Annotated in this window: 11 protein-coding genes; 5 read left to right on the top strand and 6 right to left on the bottom strand. The window is 66.5% G+C overall.

Translation table 11 applies throughout. The annotated features are described in order from the left end of the window. Nucleotides 1-23: 23 nt before the first annotated feature. The 4 genes from OV207_RS02395 to OV207_RS02410 form a co-directional block, all read right to left on the bottom strand. Nucleotides 24-797, bottom strand: a complete 774-nt coding sequence (locus OV207_RS02395; RefSeq protein ID WP_267552221.1) for a hypothetical protein — start codon at nucleotides 795-797, stop codon at nucleotides 24-26. 113 nt (nucleotides 798-910) lie between these two features. Further along, the gene (locus tag OV207_RS02400) at nucleotides 911-1,264 is read right to left on the bottom strand and encodes a calmodulin (RefSeq protein ID WP_193346174.1); all 354 of its coding nucleotides are present in this window, start codon (nucleotides 1,262-1,264) and stop codon (nucleotides 911-913) included. Between the two features lie 124 nt (nucleotides 1,265-1,388). Further along, on the bottom strand, nucleotides 1,389-2,792 hold the full coding sequence (locus tag OV207_RS02405) for a UdgX family uracil-DNA binding protein (protein ID WP_267552223.1): 1,404 nt from the start codon (nucleotides 2,790-2,792) through the stop codon (nucleotides 1,389-1,391). Then, on the bottom strand, nucleotides 2,792-4,042 hold the full coding sequence (locus OV207_RS02410) for a putative DNA modification/repair radical SAM protein (protein WP_267552225.1): 1,251 nt from the start codon (nucleotides 4,040-4,042) through the stop codon (nucleotides 2,792-2,794). Before OV207_RS02410 ends, OV207_RS02405 begins: the two co-directional genes overlap by 1 nt. A gap of 271 nt (nucleotides 4,043-4,313) precedes the next feature. Between OV207_RS02410 and OV207_RS02415 the strand changes: the two genes are divergently transcribed. The 5 genes from OV207_RS02415 (at nucleotide 4,314) to OV207_RS02440 (ending at nucleotide 13,891) form a co-directional block, all read left to right on the top strand. Continuing rightward, nucleotides 4,314-6,221 carry a LamG-like jellyroll fold domain-containing protein gene (locus OV207_RS02415; protein WP_267552227.1) on the top strand — a complete coding sequence of 636 codons (1,908 nt, stop codon included), beginning with the start codon at nucleotides 4,314-4,316 and terminating at the stop codon, nucleotides 6,219-6,221. A gap of 107 nt (nucleotides 6,222-6,328) precedes the next feature. Continuing rightward, entirely contained in the window at nucleotides 6,329-8,029 is a 1,701-nt protein-coding gene (locus tag OV207_RS02420) for an SH3 domain-containing protein (protein ID WP_267552229.1), read from the top strand. A gap of 170 nt (nucleotides 8,030-8,199) precedes the next feature. Next, entirely contained in the window at nucleotides 8,200-9,360 is a 1,161-nt protein-coding gene (locus OV207_RS37625) for a M57 family metalloprotease (RefSeq protein ID WP_324291489.1), read from the top strand. Nucleotides 9,361-10,485: 1,125 nt separating this feature from the next. Next, complete coding sequence (locus tag OV207_RS02435) at nucleotides 10,486-12,660, top strand: RCC1 domain-containing protein (RefSeq protein WP_267552231.1); 2,175 nt, start codon at nucleotides 10,486-10,488, stop codon at nucleotides 12,658-12,660. A 778-nt stretch (nucleotides 12,661-13,438) separates the two neighbouring features. After that, nucleotides 13,439-13,891, top strand: coding sequence for a GNAT family N-acetyltransferase (locus OV207_RS02440; protein ID WP_267552233.1), 453 nt, complete (start codon nucleotides 13,439-13,441; stop codon nucleotides 13,889-13,891). 42 nt (nucleotides 13,892-13,933) lie between these two features. Here the strand turns inward: OV207_RS02440 and OV207_RS02445 are convergent, their stop codons facing one another. Both OV207_RS02445 and OV207_RS02450 read right to left on the bottom strand, forming a co-directional pair. Beyond that, nucleotides 13,934-14,419, bottom strand: coding sequence for a hypothetical protein (locus OV207_RS02445; RefSeq protein WP_267552235.1), 486 nt, complete (start codon nucleotides 14,417-14,419; stop codon nucleotides 13,934-13,936). Nucleotides 14,420-14,430: 11 nt separating this feature from the next. Next, complete coding sequence (locus OV207_RS02450) at nucleotides 14,431-16,296, bottom strand: serine/threonine protein kinase (RefSeq protein WP_267552237.1); 1,866 nt, start codon at nucleotides 16,294-16,296, stop codon at nucleotides 14,431-14,433. Between the last annotated feature and the right edge of the window lie 199 nt (nucleotides 16,297-16,495).

The following is a 16,495-nucleotide window of genomic DNA, read 5'->3' on the forward strand; positions in this document are numbered from 1 at the left end:
CCCCCCATCAAGGCTGCTGGAGGCTAGGGGACTGGATAGACGCAGACGGCGAGCGCGCCGCAGCCGAACTCGACCGCGAGCTTGTTGCAGCCCGGCTTGAAGTCCGACCGGTACAGGGAGTGGGTCTGGGTCCGGCTGTAGGGTCCATTGACGCCCACGCCGCTGTAGCTGATGGACACGGTGAGGTCGCCGTTGCTCCCGGTGCCTGGAGGGATGAGCGTCGTGACGCTGCACGCGGTCTCCGCGCTCGCCTTCACCGGGATGCCCTCACCGCCAATCTTCACGCCGTTGATCTTCATCTCCCCGCTGTTGTCGAAGACCACGTAGGCGGTGGCCGAGTTGTCGATGAGCTCGCCGTCCTTCAGCGTGAAGTCGCAGGCCCCGGGAGTCCAGGTGCCCTGCCGGTACTGGCCCAGGAACGTGTTGGTGCCGTTCTGGGGCTTGAAGCGCATGGTGGTTTCCTCGAACACGACCTCGTAGTCGGGCAGGTTGTGGTTCGCGTCCCAGCGGATCATCCGCGGGCTGATGAGCCGGCCCTTGTAGAGGCCCGCGGAGGGGGAGCCGGGCAGCTCGCACATGTACACCCGGTCCGACGACTGGCCCGCGATGCCGCCGTACGCGATGTCGGTCTGATAGCCGTACTCGCTGCCGTAGCGGTTCCAGATGCCGGTCACGACCATGTTGTCGCCGCCGGTGTCCGTGTTGTCATCGTCATCGCCGGCGGCGCTGGTGTCACAGGCGCTCAGGGAGGTGGACAGGACGCAGCCGAGGAGGAAACGCGCGAGGGAGAGGTTCACCGGAGTTCCTTCAGTGGGGGGGGACGGTTCGCAGCACACCCCATACCACTCAGCCCGTCAGACGGGAGCCGTGCTCGGCGAGCACCGCGACATGGAGCCGCGGCGCGCGCCGCTTACCCCTTCAGTTCGCGCGTCAGCTTCGAGTCCCACGGACACCAGTGGCCGCCAGGGAGGAACGCGCCGCCGGCTTCGTCCAGGTGGTCCTCGACGTACATCATGTTGGCGTCGCACACCTCGATGGCCATCGAGAAGAACCGGACGGTCGAGGGGTCGATGTGGAACGAGAACTTCGGATTGTAGGGCGCGGTCCTCTTGATGATGCGCCCGTGGACGTGAACCTCGTTCTTCTCCTCTCCGGCGAGGATGCGGCGCGCATGGGAAATCATCGCCTCGTCCGTCAGCTCGATGACGAATTCGGCCCCAGGCGAGCTGGGCTGGGTGAAGGCGAAGCGGGTGGCGGTTGCCATTGTGAGGCTCCTTTGGGTGGTGGCCGCCCGGTGTAGATGGTTTGGGCTTCCCCTGGGAACCGGCTTGGGGATGGATGGGTGTGTTTGGAATTTGTTAGTGCGACGCGCGGTGGAGCCCGCGCCTTCACCCGAGCGCACGCAGCGTGTCCGCCACCCGGCGCAGGTCCTCCTCGAAGTGGACGCGGGCCTGGGCCCGCGCCCGCTCGTCCGGCATGCGCAGGAGCGCCGAGGGGTGGAAGGTCGCCATCCACGCCTTTGCCCAGGGCGTGTCGAAGATCTGCCCCCGGCTCAGGTTGATGCGGAAGCCCGGCCCGAGGAAGGACTGCGCCGCCGTGGCCCCGAGGCAGAGGATCATCTTCGGCCTCACCTGCGCCACCTCGGCGTCCAGCCACGCCTTGCACGCGAGCACCTCTTGCCGTCCGGGCTTCGCGTGCAAGCGCTGCTTCTCCTCGCCCGCCATCCACCCGAAGTGCTTCACCGCGTTGGTGAGGTAGAGCTGCCCACGCTCGAGGCCCACTCCGGCGAGCACCTTGTCGAGCAGCTGGCCCGCCGGACCGACGAAGGGCCTGCCCACCCGGTCCTCCTGGTCTCCCGGTTGCTCACCCACGATCATCAGCCGTGCCCCCGCCGGGCCCTCGCCGAACACCGTGCGCGTGGCCCGCTCGTGCAGCGGACAGGCCCGGCAGCCTTGCGCCGCCTGGGCGAGCGAGGCGAGGTCCCGGTGCTCGGGCAGGAAGCGGCCCGCTTCGGAGAGTTCCAGCTTCGGGCTCACCATGCGCGAAGTGCGCTCGGGCGCCTGCCGCACCAGCTCTGGAATGAGCCGGGCCTCGGGCAGCGTGGCCCAGTGCTTCTTGGGCATCTCCGCGCGCATGGCCCGCACGTTGAGCCGCGCCGGATTGAAGGTCGACGCGTAGTACGTCCCCCACATCTCCTCCAGCGCATCCCCGTCGGGGGCATGCGAGCGCGGCACGCCCGGCCCGTACGTGAGCTGCTCCAGGTCCCATGTCACGCTCGCGTCCGGCGTGAGGATGCTCCAGCGCATGGAGGGAAAGCGCCGCGCGAAGAAGGGCGCCACGTAGCGCACGATGAGGTGCTCGGGCCGGTGCCACGCGATGAAGGACTCCTCGCCCCCACGCTCCACCCGCCGGAAGCGCACGAAGGCCTTCATCTTGTGCGCGTCGCGCTGCACGCCCTTGGCCAGCGTGAGCACGCGGTACACGTCCGCGTCGCTTTCGACCTCCAACAACTTGCGCTCTCCCCGCGTGAGCCGCCACAGCACCCGGTAGAGCAGCCCCCAGCGCTCGGGCGAGCGGTGGCAGGCCACCTTCTGCGCCAGCTCCAGGAACGCCGGAGGCACGGACAGTCCCGCCACGGGCGCGCTCGCGGGCACCACGTCCGGTGCGAGCAGCGAGCCCTGTCCGAGCCCTTCCTCGGTGAACAGCACCTGGTCCGGGGACACGCCCCGGGCGAGCAGTCCGCGCGCCGCCACGCGGAACGAGTCCAGGTCCGGCCCCACCTCCACCCGCATCAGAGCTCTCCGGTGAGTGCTTCCTGGGCGGAGGTGAACAGGGAGAGCTGGGTGGCGGGGGGCGTCACCCGCTCGGCGAGCCGGGGCGAGTCGATGAGCCCCGTGGGCCGGTGGTCCGCCGTCACGATGAAGGGCTTCATGCGCGCGAGGGGCACGCGCAGCCGCGCCAGGTCCGCGAGCGTGATGCGGTGCCAGCGGCGGATGCGGATGAGCCGGTCCACCGTGCGCACGCCCATGCCCGGCACGCGCAGCAGGGCCTCGCGCGGGGCGCGGTTCACGTCCATGGGGAACGCCTCGCGTCGGCGCAACGCCCACGCGAGCTTCGGGTCCATCTCCAGGGACAGGTCCGGCTGTTCGGGTGGCGCGAGTTCGTCCACGCGAAAGCCGTAGAAGCGCAGCAGCCAGTCCGCCTGGTACAGCCGGTGCTCGCGCACGAGCGGCGGAGACTTCGCGGGCAGGCGGGCGTCGACGAGGGGGATGGGGCTGTAGGCCGAGTAGTACACACGCCGCAGCTTGAAGCGCGTGTAGAGGCGGCTCGCGGTGTCGAGGATGGCCGCGTCCGGCGTGGGCGTGGCGCCGACGATCATCTGCGTGCTCTGGCCCGCGGGGGCGAACTTCGGCGCCTTGGGGCTCTCCATGCGCTCGGCCTTGGATTGCTCCACCCGGGCGGAGATCTCCTTCATCGTCCCGCCGGTGACCGCGAAGCTCTTCTCCGGCGCGAGCCTCTTCAGGTCGCTGTCCGTCGGCAGCTCGATGTTGGCGCTCAGCCGGTCCGCGTACCGCCCCGCCTTGTCGATGAGCTCCCTGGACGCGCCCGGCACCGCCTTGAGGTGGATGTAGCCCTGGAAGCCGTGCACCTCGCGCAGCGTGCGCGTCACCTGGATGAGCTGCTCCATCGTGTAGTCCGGGCTCTTGATGACGCCGGAGCTCAGGAACAGGCCTTCAATGTAGTTGCGCTTGTAGAAGTCGAGCGTGAGCTGCACCACCTCCGCGGGCGTGAAGCGCGCCCGGGCGGTGTCACTGGAGATGCGGTTGATGCAATACTGGCAATCGTAGATGCAGAAATTGGTGAGCAGGATCTTGAGCAATGACACACACCGCCCATCCGGCGTGTAGCTGTGACAGATGCCCATGCCCTCGACGCTGCCGAGCCCCTCCTTCCCCGCCTTGCGTTTGCCGCCGCTGCTCGAGCACGAGGCGTCGTACTTGGCGGCATCGGCGAGGATTTCCAGCTTCTTGCGCACGTCCATGGAGGCAATCCTAGTCACCGCCCCTGACGCGCGACGTAGGGAGAGGCCCTGGCAACCAGGCAGGCGAGGCGTGGCCCTCTTCGCCTGGCGATTGACCCGGACAACGAGCGTGTCCCTGCATGCTCGACCTGGCCCACGCTCATGCTGGCTTCGGCTTTACTGAGAAATTCATGATTTGAAGATTTGTCCTGTATTGCTGTTTTAATTATGTTCCTGCCCGGCCGCGTCGGGAGCCCGACGTGGCCTCCACCTCAAGAGGAGCGGGAACACGATGCGTTCGACATTCTTGAAGCAGTTCCGGGGGCCGGCGGCGTGGCTGGTGGTCGCCGGAGGTCTTGCCGGATGTGGTCCGGAAGATGCGACACCGGAGGGCCTTCCCCCGTTGGAGCTCCGGGCGACGGAGGCCGCCCTGTATGAAGGGGACGATCCGAAGCTGGTGTTTCGCTACCGCGCCTCGGGCACGGGGGCGAGTGCCGGTGTCATCACGGGCACCGTGGGGGCTGCCGCCACCATTGCCCGGGGTGGCGCTGGCAACACCGAGTTCATGAACCTCACGTATCGCCCCTTCACCGCGGGCGCCTACAAGGCCAGCGCCACGGCGCCCGTCCAGTCGCCGACGGGTTTCACCGTCGTGGCCCATTTCAAGCCGGACGCGGCGTCGTTGACCGGCCGCCGGACGATCTACTCGGACCAGGGGGGCGGCGGCATCGCGCTCGACATCGTCGATGGCCGCATGCAGGTGCAATGGCATGACGGCACCGGCTACCAATCCGTGACGGCCACGGGCTACGCCATCGACACGAACTGGCACTACGTCGTCGCGGCGGTCACCATCAACAGCGCGACGCCCGCGAGCAGCCATGCGCGCATCTACGTGGATGGCCAGGAGCGCATCGACGTGTCACCGATTCCGGGAACCCAGACCGTCAAGAACAGCGGACAGCCCGGGTGCGTCGCCGCCGAATGCGACGGCACCGGCAGCTCCCGGGGCCCCGTGGGCGAGTATTTCGTTGGCCGCATCGCGACCGTGGAAGTGCTCAACTACCCGCTGTGGTCGAGGAGCTATCTCTTCTCCCAGCTCAATGACGGCGGCTGGTACGCCGGCCTGCCGTCCTATTTCGACTTCACGCCCGCCGTCACGGACACGCCCACCGGGGCCTACCGTTCGAAGTACCGGAGAATGGCGGATGCCATCAACGAGCCGCAGGGAGGCAAGAACTTCCCCCAGTTCGAAGACATGAACGCCAAGGTCACCCGGCGCATCTCGCTTCCGTACATCAATGACGGCTTCGTCTACCAGGGCGTGTCCGTCGGCAAGACCACCACCGCGAACGACACGATGTTCATCGTGGGCCACTACGAGCCGGACCCGGACCTCTCGGAGGGCATGGCCATCGTCCCGGAGATCAACATCACGGGATGCGCCACCGGGACCTGTGCGCCCTTCATCCGGCGGACCTACCGGCTCGTGAGTGGGACCGGAGTCGAACTCAATGGCGTCCACCCGGGCAGCGTCGTGAAGGTGGGCAACATCCTGTATGTCAATGCCCTCATGAATGCGTCCACGGGCATCGGAGGCCTGCTTCAGTTCGACCTCTCCGCCCCCCGGACCACCTGGCACGCCGCGGATGTCGCGACACGGCGGCCCGCCATCGAGGACCTCAAGCTCGTCAAGAGCCATACCAGTCTCTGCACGGGCGCGAGCGTGTCCCATGACGCCATCGCGAACCGTCTGTATTGCTTCTTCAGCGGCTCGCGGACCATCCGGGGCTACAACCTGAACGCGGATGGCACGCTGCCGGACGCCACCGCCGAGGTGACCTGGACGATTCCCGAAGCGCCCTACACCCAGGGCACCAAGGTCTATCAGTTGCAGGGGGCCGGCGTGTATCACCCGGGCAATACGGCCGGCAATCCGTGCTTCGTGCTTCATTTCTCGGGTGGGGAGAGCAACCCGTCCGCGATCCACAGGTTCTGCCCGTCAACCTCCACGACCGACGTGAAGGAACTCTCCAGCACCCTGGCCACGAATGGCGAGGGCGTCGTGGTCACGACGGATGGGATGGTGTGGGGCATCACCGAGGGGGCCTCCAAGAAGATGCAGGCCGAGGGGTCCTCGTCGGTGGTCCTGGCACCCTGGGTCTGGGGCATTCCCCGCTCCACGCTCGGCATCCCGTAGTCGCGGCGGCGGCGAACAGTGTTTCCGGTGGGCCTGGCGGCACCTTTTCCCTGGAGCAAGTGCCGTGCGAGGCTTCAGGCCTCCCGTCTCCGGAGTGAGCGACCCCCATGTTCTTCGCGCTCCTCGCCGCGCTCCTGACCCAGGCTCCCGTCACCCTGCCGCAGCTCACCGGGCAGCACTGCAGCAGCTCGGGCTGGTGCGCCGTGCTGCCCGCGCCCCTGTACCCCGGGCTGGTGGCCGCCCGGGGTGACACCGTCGTCACCCACGGGGTCCGCTCCGGCGTGGTGATGCTCGGGCGCGCCGGAGCGTGGCGGGACACGCTGGACACGGGCCTGGGGCCGCTGCGGCGCTTGATGCTGACTGATGCACCCGGAGGCGCGCTGTGGCTGTTCGCGTGTGACAGCGTGCGGTGTGTCCGCGCGAAGGTGGACGACCGCTTCGGGGCGCTGGCGCTCGTCCCGGACAGCGAGCTGCCCGTGATACCTCCGGAGCCCGAGGCGCGGGAGCCCCGGCCCGGTGCGCGGTTCTTCCTGGAGGAGCAGCGGCTCACCGTCGAGTCGGGAGGTCAGCGACGGACACCTCCCGCCGTGGAGGGGACCCAGTTCGCGAAGGAACTCGATGTGCTGTTCGGAGGCGGGCCCGGTGAGCCCCTGTGGCTCTACCGTGCCTATGAAACCGCGCGCCTCACCGTGACGCGGGAGCACCCGCTCGGGAAGCTTGAGCGCTTCTTCCTGGCGCGCTGCCCGCATGGGGTCACCCTGCTGGGAGCGCCGGAGCGGCCCTTCGCCGTCTGCGACGAGCTGGGCACCCACTCCCTCCACCGCTTCAACGGCGAGCGTTGGCAGGCGCTCACGACGGAGCTGGAGTGGGCCAGCCCGGACCTGGGCTTCGTGCAGGTGGGCGGCGGCTGCGCTCCCTGTTTCCTGAGCAGCAAGCGGCTGCTCTGGCGCGCGCAAGGCGGCTCATGGCGGACCGTGGACCTGCCAGCGCTGGCATCCACCGCCCAGGAGGGCCACCACCACCCGGAGCGCGCGAGCATCGACGCCAGGGGCCTGCCGGAGGTCGTCAGCCAGCACGGCACCTGGCGTCATGATGGCGCGCACTGGCGCCGGGTGGGACGGCCGTCGGAGACGGCTCCGTCCGTGGAAGCGAGCCTCCAGGCCCGTGAGCAGTGCAATGCCACGGGCTGCCTCCGCGCGGGCGACGCGCATTGGAGTCCCGATGGCAAGTCATGGCAGCCGCTGCGACTGCCTTTGGCGGAGCCTGGGACGGAGCTGGCCCTGGCGCAGGAGGACAAGGACTTCGTGAGGTATGGGCAAGGCAAGGACTCGGACTGCGCCGCCGCGCTCGAAGGGGGCGAGTTCGCGTTCGTCTTCAATGCCATGCTGGTCCGGGGCACGCCGGAGAAGGGCTGGCGCACGGAGCGGCTTCCAATGGGCTACGCCTGTCACTTCACCGAAGGCCCCGAGGGGCTCTACCTCTGGAACCCCTTCCTCAAGATCCTGATGTTCCAGCGCAAGGACGCGGCGCCCATGCCCGTCCCCGACGAGACATGGGCCACGGTGTCCGGCGTGAAGGCCCGGGATGTGCTGCGCGTGAGGGAAGTGCCGGACTGGCGTTCCCTGGAGGTGGCCACGCTGGCACCGGGGACCTCGTGCGTCCGCGAGCTGCGCCGGCGCACGGTGGCCCGGGAAACCTGGGCCGAAGTGCTGACGGAGGAGGGCAAGCGGGGCTGGGTGAACCGGCGCTTCCTGGCCCGAGCCCGGGGCCCGTGCTCCCCCCAGGGTGGAAGCGCTCGCCCGCCGTGAGATGAAGTCGACGCGCGCGAGGAGGCCTCTTCCCGTCTCCCGGGTTGTGTTGTCTGGCGAACTCTCCGTGTGGGCCGATGTCCGCTAAAGCCGGGTATTCCGATCAGAAACGAATATGCAGGCTTTCGCGGTAATCCATGCTGCGTTGGAACCATCACGAAGGGGCATCCATGTTCTCAAGAAGCATCGTCGTCGCGGCAGGCTGCATCGCGCTGGGTCTCGGGTGTGGTGAGTCTCCGGACGAGACGCAGGAGATTGTCGGCAACCTGGTCTCCGCCGGGTTCCCGTCCGACGACATCATGGTCGTCGACGGGAAGGTCTATGTCGGGCGGGACGCCGAGGTGTCCCTGGCCGCCTCGCGCGAGATGATCGCGACCGGCGGCACGCCCCAGGAGCAGTACCGCACGAACAACGTCGTCAGCGCCTCCGTGACGAAGATCTGCATCAACGCTCCGGCGTTCATCGGCGCGTTCAGCACGGCGCTGGACCTGGCCATCCAGAACTACGACGAGCTGCCGCTCACCTTCGCCATGGCGCGCGCGCCGAGCACCGGCTGTAGCTTCACCATCAACGGGTTCATCGACCCGAACATGAACGGCGGCGTGGCCGGGTTCCCGGCGAACGGCCTGCCGTTCGGGCAGTTCACCGTCGGCGGCCAGCTCAGCCAGTACGGCGTCAACGTCATCGCGCACGTCATCACGCACGAGATTGGCCATGCCGTCGGCTTCCGTCACTCGGACTATTACAACCGCGCCATCAGCTGTGGCAGCGGCGGTAACGAGGGGGACGCGGGGGTTGGCGCGATCCACATCCCGGGCACGCCGACCACGGCGTCCACCGGCAGCTCGATCATGAACTCCTGCTTCCGCACGGTCGAGACGGGCGACTTCACCTCCAGCGACCTCACCGCGCTGTCCGCGATGTACACGCCCTCCACCGCCCCCAGCCTGTTCAGCGGCCTGGATCCGAATCGCTGCCTGGACGTGGCCGGAGGCACCCCCACGCAGGGGACGCCCGTCCAGCTCTGGGATTGCAACGGATCCGCCGCGCAGCGTTGGACCCTGACGCCTCAAGGGGAGCTGCGCAGCGGCGTGGCGCCCAACCTCTGCCTGGACGTCAAGGGCGGCATCGGCGCCCAGGGCACGAGCGTCCAGATCTACGGGTGCAATGGCACGGCCGCCCAGCGCTGGACGAAGGTCGGCGCCACGTTCCGGAGCGCGTTGATGGCCAACCTCTGCCTGGACGTCTTCAACGCCTCGACGACCCCCGGCACGAAGGTTCAAATCTGGGAGTGCAACGGCACGAACGCCCAGAACTGGTTCACGCGGTGAGCGGGTCGCTCGCGACGGTCTGAGCGATGGAAGTCCTGCCGGGCGCCCGCGACATTCGGGCGCCCGGCCCGGATGCCCACCACGAGCGTCCTGGCGGGGATGAAGCTGCGGTCGCGTGCGGCTACAAGGGCGCGCATGCGTCCAGACTCCGGCGCCCATGCGCCTGCCCTCGCGCGTCATCCTGGTGGCGCTGATCCTTCGCTGTGCCCATGGGCCTACAGCCGTTCCTCCCGGCGGATGCGTATAGGCGGGAGAGGCCATGTTCAGGGTGAGGGCAGGAGCGGAGGAGGGTCTCCGATGGGGCCGCCCGAGCAGTGAGCCCGGCCGGTGGCGAGGCCGCTTGAACTCCCTTGGGGTACACGCCGGCCCAGACCCCGTTCTCCCATGAAATGTGCAGCAGGGGCTTGGCTCTCGTGGCTGTGGCGGCGTGAGCCTCAACACTTCGCGGCCTGCGGGGGCTCTCGAGTTGGGGCCAAGCGTGCACCTGCCCTGGGCAAGCCCAGGTGCTCCAGATTCGCGTGCACCCCTCCCGCTTCCTTCACGTACCCCAGCACCTGCCGCCTGCCTCCCACCTCATGCACGCGAACACGTCGAAATCGAACGTCCTGCTGAGCAACTCCGCGAAAGTCTGCTGCGGCGCCTTCTGCTTCAGCGGCTCCTTCCTGGCCGCTGCCTGGGGTGCCACGCTTATCTCGTCCGCACCTGCCTGGGGGCGCATCATCCTCGCCTCCTCCGCACCTGCATGGGGACCATAAATGGCCGTAGTCTCACGCCTAGAGCGAAGACGCAGTGGAACCTCGTGAGGTTTTCTCCGATGCGGAGGCACCCGCGACGCCACACGCCGTAAAAGTTTCAGCCCGGTGAAGAGGAGGTGTGTCGTGCCGCCGGGCAGCGGGCGCTATCCGCTAGGCGATGCGGCCGTCTTCCGCTCGCCAGCCATCCGGCGGAAAGGAGCGGCATCCATGAGTTTCCCCACTGGGTGTGCTCTGCCCCAGTGTCGGGAATCCACGGGGCTTCCCTGACCGCATTTACTCGAATTACATGAAGATCTTTATTTGATGGAAGAGTTAAGATATTGCGTTTGGCACCCCCTTCCAGGAGTTCCTTGTGCAAATTCGAAGTAGAATGGCCGCCCTGTCACTCATCCTGTATGGCTTCCTTTGGAGTGCGTGCGGGCAGCCCATCCAGGCAGAACCTGAGTTCTCCGAGGAAGCCTTCACCCCTCAGGCTCAACCCCTGGTCACTGTAACTCCCGCCATCGCAGTGGGAAATGGGCACACAGTCGTGCTCAAGGCGAACAGCACCGTCTGGACCTGGGGCGGCAACTCCTACGGCCAGCTCGGAGACGGCACCGTTGCTGACCGCATCAATCCCAGAAGGATCGATTCCCTGAAGGACGTCACCGCCATCGCGGCAGGCGGCTATTTTACGCTTGCGCGCAAGGTTGACGGAAGCGTCTGGAGTTGGGGAGACAACTACGCAGGTCAACTTGGCGATGGCACAAGCCATGATCGTCAACGTCCCATCCAAGTTCAAGGGCTCTCGAATGTGATCGCATTGGCGGCAGGAGCCTATCACTCGGTGGCGGTCAAAGCGGATGGAACCGTCTGGACATGGGGTAACAACTATTACGGTCAGCTTGGCGATGGCGCCCTTTTGACTCGCATGATTCCCGCTCCGGTCATGGGCTTGACGGGAGTGACCGCTGTCGTGGCGGGTGACTACCACACCATGGCACTCAAATCGGATGGAACCGTCTGGGCCTGGGGAGACAATACGCTTGGGCAGTTGGGCGATGGATCGACGGACCCACGCACTGTCCCCGTGCAGGTTCAGGGACTCGTGGACATCACCGCGATTGCTGCGGGCAGCACTCACTCCCTCGCGGTCAAGGCGGATGGTACGGTCGTAGCATGGGGGGACAACTCCTATGGCCAGCTCGGGGACGGTACAACCGATTCGAGCGTAACCCCTGTTCAGGTCGAAGGGCTTTCCAGCGTCAGTAGCATCAAGGCAGGCAGCGCACACTCTGTGGCCCTGCTGACTACCGGCGAAGTGCATTCCTGGGGGGACAACTACCTTGGGCAGCTTGGCAATGGAACGACTGACATGGGAATCACCGCCGCCCTCGTCCAGGGACTCACTGGCGCAACCACCATCGCGGCAGGTGGGTTTTCTACATTCGCGCTGGTCAATGGGGCAGTGAAGGCCTGGGGCGACAACTACATCGGCCAGCTTGGCGATGGAACCTTCGCCCCGAAGTTGATCCCAACTCAAACTTTGGGTGTCAACAACATCGTCGCAGTTGTCGCAACTGGCAACAGGAACTTCGCGCTCAAGGAGGATGGGACCGTCTGGGTCTGGTCTGATGCGGGCACTACGGCCCCAGCCCAGGTCGCGGGATTGACGGGTGTCACCTCGATTTCCGCAAGCGCGGGGCACGCTCTCGCATTGAAATCAGATGGAAGCGTCTGGGCCTGGGGGGATAACTATGCTGGTCAGCTTGGCGATGGGACCGTCACAACGCGTTCGCTTCCCAGGCGTGTGCAGGGCGTTTCCAGCATTATTGCCATTGCCGCAGGCTCATACCACTCGCTCGCGCTGCGGTCCGACGGGACTGTCTGGGCATGGGGATACAATGACGGCCAGCTTGGGGATGGCAGCTATTCAAGCCGCCGCACCCCGGTCAGGGCACAGATTGCGAGCGTCAAGGCCCTCGCAGCAGGAGTTTACACATCATTCTTCCTTAAGTCGGATGGAACTGTCTGGGGCTCGGGCTACGGTCCATATGGTGAGCTGGCGGGTACTTCATCGTCTTCGATACCTGTTCAAATCACAGGCCTCCCTACGGTTACCTCATTCGCCGCTGGCGACTTCCATGTGGCGGTCATCGCGGTGGATGGGTACATGTGGACATGGGGCAACAATAGCGATGGTCAGCTTGGCAATGGCACGACCACAAGCAGTGGCATCCCATCCAGGGCTGAGTATGGAGTCATGGGCGTCATTGCTGGCGGCAATCACATGCTTAATTTTTCCGAGGCAGGTCATGTGCACGCCTGGGGCGACAACAGCCAGGGACAATTGGGAGACGGCTCGACGACCGACAGCGGAGGATGGAGCACGCATGTGTCGATTCCAAGTGGCAGTGATGTGACTATGATTTCCGCAGGTGGAGATCGGTCGCTTGCACTGAGCACGAACAACAGCGTGTGGGCTTGGGGTGGCGGCGCGGCCAATCCCACGCAGGTGCAGGGGCTCAAGGACACGCAGGCCACTGCGTTCACAGTGATGCAGTAACCACCGCCTTCGCTCCAACTGAGACGGGCTGGAATCCTTGCGGTTCCTGCCCGTTCTCATTTTGAGAACGTAGGGCGCGCACTTCTCTCACTGCGTCATTCCATAACGCATGGGGAGCAAGGAGAACGTTTTGCGCGCTTCGGGGGTGTTCGACCTCCGCACCACGCTCGCTTCCAAGGCCCCTCCGACAAATGGGATGCAAGAGGGGACGGGGCCCGCCCAGCGCCCTTGTAAGCGAGCACCAGATGCGCGGGAATCTGATTTTCAGTCGAGCTGAGTTCCCGTTCTTCGTCGTGGTCGTCGCTGCGGGACTGTTAGGGGTCGGGCGGAGTGTCGGCAACTCTTCTTTCTCTGCAGACCGTGCGACACGAGGTAGCGGTACTGCGGGCGCGATTGCCGCGACCGTGCACAACGGGAGTCCCTGCAGAGAGCTGGACTGAAGTACCAGAGCGTCAGGGAGCGGCGGCGGGCCCACGCCGCTCGGCAGCAGGAGCACCGAGCGAGGCGGCGGACGAAAGTGGCGCATCGGCTTCCCGCAGTAATGGCCACCAGCGTGACAGTGGTGACCATGTCGGCGCTGCTCGCCATGCAGGCGAAGCCGCCCGGCCATTCCCGGATTCACCCATGCACTTGTGTCCGTCTCGACGTGCGCCCTATACGGGCGTACCAGTCCATTCACCCGTCACATGCGCTTCGTCCTACCCGGACGCGATAGAATCCTTCCGTCTTTCGCCTCGCGACCTCCCTCGCGGCGCAGACTGGACGGAGCCCTTCCAGAATGATCCTCCGCAACGTCACGGATGAGGACCTTCCCATCTTCTTCGAGCACCAGCGCGACCCGGAAGCGCTGCGCATGGCCGCGTTTCCATCGCGGGAGCGCGATGCGTTCATGACCCACTGGCGCACGAACGTCCTCCGCCCTGAAAACGTCGCGCGCGCCATCGTCATGGACGGCGTGGTCGTTGGGAACATCGGCAGTTGGGAACAGGAGGCCAGGCGCCTCGTCGGCTATTGGATTGGTCGCGAGCACTGGGGCAAAGGCATCGCTACCCGGGCCCTCTCTGGGTTTCTCCTGGTCGAGCCCGCCCGGCCGCTTCATGCGTGGGTCGCGCTCCACAACCTCGCGTCGATCCGCGTCCTGGAGAAGTGTGGCTTCCACGCCCTGCCCGACGAAACCCGGCATCACCCGGGTGAAGTCGCCGAAGTCCTCATGAGGCTTGGTTCGACGTAGTGGGTGTGGCTCGCGCTACGACGACATGCCCGCCAGGGGAACCTAGAGGACCGGAAACCGCACCCCGGGAAGGACGAGGAACCGCGTGCCCTCCGCGTCCAGGAACTCCAGCGTGTAGACGCCCCGGGCTTCATCTGCGGAAGCTGAGGCTTCCACGATGATCCACGCCCTTTCGCTCGTTGACCTGGGCGCGACTTGAAGCACCTTCAGCACTTCAGGTGACTGAAGCCCAGGCGCGGTCAGGCTCGCGCGAAGGGCGCCGCCTGGGGGCGACGAACCCTCGGAAAGTTCGACGATCAACGCGACCCGCAGTGCGGAGCGAAAGCTCCTGACACGAAGACTCCCTTCTTCATCCAAGGGGGCACTGGCGAATTGCAGGACCTTGATGCCCTGCTCGTCGATCAGGCTCTCGGATAGAAGGGGAGAGAGCTCCGCCAGCGCGTGACACGTCTGTTGGGGAGAGGGAGCGGGGACGTCAGCCGCCGTGGCTTCAGCAGACGTAAGCAGCGAAAGGAACAACAGAATCATTCGCCTGGACGCTACTGCTCGTCGTATCGAATAACGGATTTGACGGTGACCTGATTGAGGACGACCGCTGTGTCTTCATCACCGCCTCTCAGGCGCGGGAGTCCTGTCGCATCCTCGATGTACACCTCTCCATTCCTCGTCCAGCTCTGTGTCCAGAACTCAAGGCAGACGGGGTAGATGTTGCCGGTACGCTTTTGCTTCAGTTGGGTGAAGCGTCCGTAGACCCGCTTGGAGCCGACGTAGAACTGTCCCGTGACGACGTCACCCTCCCTCACCTTGCCTTTGCCCCACATGTACACGGAGCCCCTTCCCTCACGAACCGTTACATTTCCCCATTTCCCCTTGGGGTCGAGCGCGCCGTCCAGCAGGCGGCCATTGATATACAGCTCCTTCATGGCTGCGAGCGCCTCCGCCGGACAGTCCTCGGAGGGAGGCGTGGGACGGTCCACCATGGGCGCATTGCTGGCGCAGGCCATTCCCATGCAGACGGAAGCCATGACGGCCTTGAGCGGACGGCTCGGCTTCTGGGGCGTTGCGACAGGGGCTGAAGCAGTCGGTCTGGAAGTCACGGGTGAGCGTTCCTCGGGAGGCGTCGCCACGGGGGCAACGGTCGCCAATGGAGGGCCCGGGGTCAGCGGGGCAGCGACAGGAACACTGTGCAATCGCTCGGGCGGACTCGCCAGTTTATGACCACTGGGGGCGGAGGCATTCGGTAGGACTCCTGGGGTTGTATGGCGAGTCCAGGCCCCCGACAGGACCTCCCAGGTTCCAGACCCCGCGACCAGGAGCATCAGGCACAGCAACAGGCTGATCAGCCCCGTTCCTCCGAAAGGCTGGAACCCTCCCGCGGGGCGCATCAGCGGCAGCAGCGCCACGGGCTCCGTCTCCGCCGTCCGGTACGGCTGGGACGGCCACTCAGGGCGCCGGATCCTTCCGGGCGCCTCCCCCGGAAGCTCATCGAAGAGCCGCGCTTCGAACGCCGCGCCGTCGGAGAGCAGCCCCTCCACCAGCTCCGCGTGCGCCTGCACCCCCGTGCGAGGCCTCCGCTCCGGCTCCTTCTCCAACAACCTCAGGATGGCCGTGGCGAGCGGCACGGGCACCTGGGGGTTGATGGTCCGGGGCGACGGCGGCAGCCGCTGGGTGATGGCCACGGTGAGCAGGTCCGGCGTCAGCTCCGGAGAGAACGGGTAGTGGCCGGTGGCCGTGCGGTACAGGCACACCCCCAGCGCGTACAGGTCATCCGCCTCCGTACAGGGATAGCGCACCTCCGGTTGCCGCCAGTGGAGCTGCTGGAAGCGGATGGCCTCCGGGCTGCGCAGGTGCAGCGTGCCCGGGGGCAGGGTGGTGGTGGTGAGGGTGGTGGCCCCCGCCTGGTCCCCGGCGCCGAAGTCGATGAGCACCGGCACATGGCCTGGCTCGCGCACCAGGATGTGCTCCGGCTTGAGGTCGCGGTGCAGCACGCCCCGCGCGTGCAGCACGTCGAGCGTCATCGCCACGGAGCCCCCCACCATGGCGAGCTGCCGGAACGTGGGGTTGCGGGTCTCCGCCCAGGCGTGGAGCGCCACCCCCTCCACATGGTCCATGACGAAGTACGGCAGCCCGTCGATGGGGTCCGGCCAGCGCCCGGTGGCGTGGACGCGGACCACCTGGGGATGCCACGCCCGGTCCAACAGCAGCGACATCTCCCGCAGCGCCCGCGCCGGATCCGGATGCAGGGACAGCTTGAGCGCGAAGCTCCGGCCCGCCCCCTCCAGCGGTTCAACCCGGTAGACCGCCCCGTACCCACCCACCCCCAACGTCCCGAGCACGCGCCAGCGCCCCACCTCCGTGCCGGGTTGGAGCGCCGCCGGGAACACCTGTGTCCGTTCTGGAGCCATCAACCTCCAGGGTCGCATGGAATGGACTCAACCTGGAAGGTCATGTCGGTCCTGTCGCCGGGCTCACATGTGCTCTCACGTCAGGAAGTCTCGCCCCGGGCCGCGATGACGCTCCCAGCGGAATCAGGAGTTGTTCACTGAAACGTGACACGAACCGGGTGGGTCCAAAGTGAAACAGGCGGGGTGAGTCAGACCGTTC

The organism is Corallococcus sp. BB11-1, from assembly GCF_026626625.1.
GTDB lineage: Bacteria > Myxococcota > Myxococcia > Myxococcales > Myxococcaceae > Corallococcus > Corallococcus soli.

What these genes read in the sequence shown, in the direction of transcription:
- OV207_RS02400 (WP_193346174.1), bottom strand. Translation starts at nt 1,264, where the DNA reads ATGGCAACCGCCACCCGCTTCGCCTTCACCCAGCCCAGCTCGCCTGGG.
- OV207_RS02405 (WP_267552223.1), bottom strand. Translation starts at nt 2,792, where the DNA reads ATGCGGGTGGAGGTGGGGCCGGACCTGGACTCGTTCCGCGTGGCGGCG.
- OV207_RS02410 (WP_267552225.1), bottom strand. Translation starts at nt 4,042, where the DNA reads ATGGACGTGCGCAAGAAGCTGGAAATCCTCGCCGATGCCGCCAAGTAC.
- OV207_RS02415 (WP_267552227.1), top strand. Translation starts at nt 4,314, where the DNA reads ATGCGTTCGACATTCTTGAAGCAGTTCCGGGGGCCGGCGGCGTGGCTG.
- OV207_RS02420 (WP_267552229.1), top strand. Translation starts at nt 6,329, where the DNA reads ATGTTCTTCGCGCTCCTCGCCGCGCTCCTGACCCAGGCTCCCGTCACC.
- OV207_RS37625 (WP_324291489.1), top strand. Translation starts at nt 8,200, where the DNA reads ATGTTCTCAAGAAGCATCGTCGTCGCGGCAGGCTGCATCGCGCTGGGT.
- OV207_RS02435 (WP_267552231.1), top strand. Translation starts at nt 10,486, where the DNA reads ATGGCCGCCCTGTCACTCATCCTGTATGGCTTCCTTTGGAGTGCGTGC.
- OV207_RS02440 (WP_267552233.1), top strand. Translation starts at nt 13,439, where the DNA reads ATGATCCTCCGCAACGTCACGGATGAGGACCTTCCCATCTTCTTCGAG.
- OV207_RS02445 (WP_267552235.1), bottom strand. Translation starts at nt 14,419, where the DNA reads ATGATTCTGTTGTTCCTTTCGCTGCTTACGTCTGCTGAAGCCACGGCG.
- OV207_RS02450 (WP_267552237.1), bottom strand. Translation starts at nt 16,296, where the DNA reads ATGGCTCCAGAACGGACACAGGTGTTCCCGGCGGCGCTCCAACCCGGC.